Annotated in this window: 4 protein-coding genes; 1 reads left to right on the forward strand and 3 read right to left on the reverse strand. The window is 53.6% G+C overall.

The annotated features are described in order from the left end of the window. Positions 1-46: 46 nt before the first annotated feature. Genes ABF287_RS05545 through ABF287_RS05555 form a run of 3 tightly spaced genes read right to left on the reverse strand, consistent with a single transcriptional unit; the run spans position 47 to position 1,823 of the window. Positions 47-655, reverse strand: coding sequence for a molecular chaperone TorD family protein (locus ABF287_RS05545; RefSeq protein ID WP_347184021.1), 609 nt, complete (start codon positions 653-655; stop codon positions 47-49). Continuing rightward, positions 652-1,251 carry a DUF3306 domain-containing protein gene (locus ABF287_RS05550; protein WP_347184024.1) on the reverse strand — a complete coding sequence of 200 codons (600 nt, stop codon included), beginning with the start codon at positions 1,249-1,251 and terminating at the stop codon, positions 652-654. The genes ABF287_RS05545 and ABF287_RS05550 overlap by 4 nt, the downstream gene beginning before the upstream one ends. 5 nt (positions 1,252-1,256) lie before the next feature. Beyond that, complete coding sequence (locus ABF287_RS05555) at positions 1,257-1,823, reverse strand: DUF3305 domain-containing protein (protein WP_347184022.1); 567 nt, start codon at positions 1,821-1,823, stop codon at positions 1,257-1,259. A gap of 292 nt (positions 1,824-2,115) precedes the next feature. Between ABF287_RS05555 and ABF287_RS05560 the strand changes: the two genes are divergently transcribed. Beyond that, on the forward strand, positions 2,116-3,377 hold a 1,262-nt coding region (locus tag ABF287_RS05560), incomplete at its 3' end, for a 4Fe-4S binding protein (protein ID WP_347184023.1).

Genomic DNA, 3,377 nt, shown 5'->3' on the forward strand with positions numbered 1-3,377 from the left:
CCTTTCCTATTTGGCGGGCCTAACCACCGTTTGTTTGGCAAATCTTTTAGCTTGCCATCATTCGAAATGCCTCACGTTCAATGTCCATCAACGCGCTTCCCACCGCCCCAACAGATGCATAAAGCACCGATGATTTCGCAGCTTGCAAATCAGTAAAGTAATGTACTGCCCAAGTGCCAACGTGAGAGTTGAAAAACTGCTTTTGCCGTTCAACACTTGCTACACTGCCAAAACGCCCCACAATCATTCCGGCCATCATTTCCATCAGGGATGCAATATTATCCTCGGGTTCAAAATTATCTGGGGCCCGAGCCATGCCAAAGGCTGCCATCATATCGCGCAAGTTAGCTAATGGTTTTTCATTCAAAAAACCGGTCAAATAATAGCTGGCATAGGGCAGAAGCTCGCCCCTGCCCAACCCAATAAACAGCGCATTGAATTCGGTTTGCACGGTCTTCGGCTTGGACACTTTCGCGACCCGCGCGAGGCCCTGAATCGCCTCACCCAGTAGTGTTTCATCGCCCTTCAGCGCAGCCGTTTGCTCAAGTAGCATTTGATCGGGCGGCGCGGACAGCATCAGACCAAGATAGTTATAAAGATCAGCCCGCAAGCGATCTTCTTGCGACACATCTAAAATTGGCGATGCAACATTCATGGGGTGTCATCCTCAAAATGAAACGTCATGCGTCGCGGTGTGGGCATCATTGGCTCAGCTTCCTGCATTTCGATTTCCGACTCTAAAGGCAATATCGCATCAATCTGGGTTATTATAAGACCTTCTTGCTCCTCTGAGTCAAGATGTTCCTCGTTAACTTCCGATGTCGCGTCTTCCTCAATCTGCGACAACAGCGCTTCTTTCTGACGCTCCATTTCCAGCAGATGAGACAACATGCCCTTACCGACCTGATAGGTCGTGCTGATCGGGCCCTGCCCATAGCTGCCTGTCAGGTAATCATCATCATAGTCGTTCAATCCGTCCACACAGGCCAGAACAGGATTGCTGCGCCAAAGCTTGCGCAGCGCGCGTTTGCGCAGATGTGCCGGTACAGTTTTGCTGAGAAACACCTTAAAGTCATCGCCCTGCACCATCGCGTCAGGATCGGGCAATCCCAGCTCTTCCAAAATCTCGACATCGGTCTTTTCTGCCAACGCCTCATGCTGTTCAGCAATCACAGCATCTTCTACGGCGCGATCTTCGGCGACGGCTTCAGCGGCAACAGCAGCCTTGCGCCGCGACCAGGCGGATTGCACTTTGCTCAACTCGACACCTCTTTGCGGCGCGGTGCGCGGTAGACATCGCTGGCCTGACGGATGCGTGCATCACCAATGCCGTCATCAACGCGGTCAACCCGCGTCTTGTCACGGCGGCGTTTCACAAATGCTTCTTCTTCGTAATAAGTATCGACAAAGCTTGCGATCCAGCTGTGAAGACCTTCCGGCATTGGTATCTTCTCGACCAGTTCTTCGGCAGAATCGCAATAATCTTGCGCCTCATAGGGGGAGGCCGTCACAAGGGCGACCGCCCAAGGCAGATCATCGGTTTGTTCATTTTGGCGCAGCACAACATAGACAGAAGGTACACGCGCCTGAAGTTCATGAGCATATGCCTCAGTATCCGACACATACAGCGTCAAAGGAAGTGTCGCGGCGTGAAATTCGGTCACATCCCCTTCGGTCCGCATCACTTTCCAATCCGCCGCAGCAGCCCCCGGCAAAACTGACGACACTGTCCAAGCAAACTTTGCCCAACGGGTCACACCCGGTGTGCGCCTGACAACAACACCAAGCGGTAGAGATTGAGCATTGGGGTACGCTAGCTTCAATCAACGGGCCTTTCTAAATTCCTATCCCTATGATGGAATACTTTCACCGATTTACAAAGCCCCAATATGCAATTGTATACAAAAAATTCTATGGCGATGGGGTCAAGCAAAATCGGAGACCTTATAACGATGAAAAGACTAGCAATATACTTTCGGCTAACCCCTCAGTCAGCCCATCACGCCAAAGATGTACACAATTTTAGATCAGCCTGCCGCGCAATTGTCGGTTTACTGCACCGCTCAATCCTGCGTAACTATACCAAAGACTGTGCTGCAAATCCTGGGAATGATTATGTCAAAAACTCTGATTCTATGTGACTGCCTTAGCTCCCAAACGGTTGATGCTGCGGCGTTGAGCAAAGCGACCGGACTGGCCTGTGCGGGCTGCCACACCAGCCTGTGCACCAGCCAGATCGACATTGCGGCCAAAGCCATCGAAGCAGGTGACGTGGTCATCGCCTGCCTTCAGGAAGCCCAAAGATTTGCCGAAGTCGCCGAAGAGTTGGAAGTCGGCGCGCCGCAATTCATCGACATCCGAGATCGTGCCGGTTGGACTGACGACACGGCCCCCACCACACCCAAAATGGCGGCTCTTATTGCCGATGGGATGCTACCGGAACCAACCTACAGATCAGTTGATGTGATATCCGAAGGCACATGCCTGATAACAGGTGCCCCCGACGTCGCGCTGGCAACTGCCCAATCGCTGGTCGAAGTGTTGTCAGTGACGGTTCTGCTGACGTCCGGCGAGGATATAGTACCGACACATGAGTACGATGTTGTGCTTGGAAAACTCAAGCAAGCCTCTGGTACTATTGGACAATTCGAAGTCAAAATTGATTCCTTCCAGCAAAGCCTTGTGGGCGGTCGCGGCACACCGGGCTTGACGGCACCGCGCGATGGCGCGCTGTCGCATTGCGATATCATCCTTGACCTTACCGGTGGCACACCGTTGTTTCCGGCCCCCGAAAAACGTGATGGTTACCTGCGGGCCGATCCCAAAAGCCAACCCGCAGTGGCGCATGCCGTCTTTACCGCAAGCCAGCTTGTTGGGACCTTTGAAAAACCGCTTTACGTTCGGATGGAGCCAACGCTTTGCGCCCATTCGCGGGCTGAAAAACCGGCCTGTTCCAATTGCCTGAACGTCTGCCCGACCGGGGCTATTGTATCCGCAGGCGAACATGTCAGCATCGATCCGATGATCTGTGCGGGATGTGGAGCCTGTGCCGCTGTCTGCCCCTCGGGTGCTATCAGCTATGACATGCCAACCGTCGACCACATCTTTCGCCGTATCAACACGCTGGCCACGGCCTACCGCAATGCGGGTGGCAAGGATGCCACGCTTTTGGTGCATGACGCCCACGGCGCGGAAATGATCAGCTTGTCAGCACGCCATGGGCGCGGGCTACCAGCGCATGTGATTCCGATGGAAGTCAACGCACTATCGGGCTTTGGTCATGCCGAGATACTGGCGGCACTCGCCTCAGGATTTGCAGCTGTAGACATTCTGGTTGGACCAAAGACCGAGCGTGACGCACTTGATCCCCAGCTTGA

The sequence above is a fragment of the Pacificibacter sp. genome (genome assembly GCF_039769035.1).
In the GTDB taxonomy this organism is placed as follows: Bacteria; Pseudomonadota; Alphaproteobacteria; order Rhodobacterales; family Rhodobacteraceae; genus Celeribacter.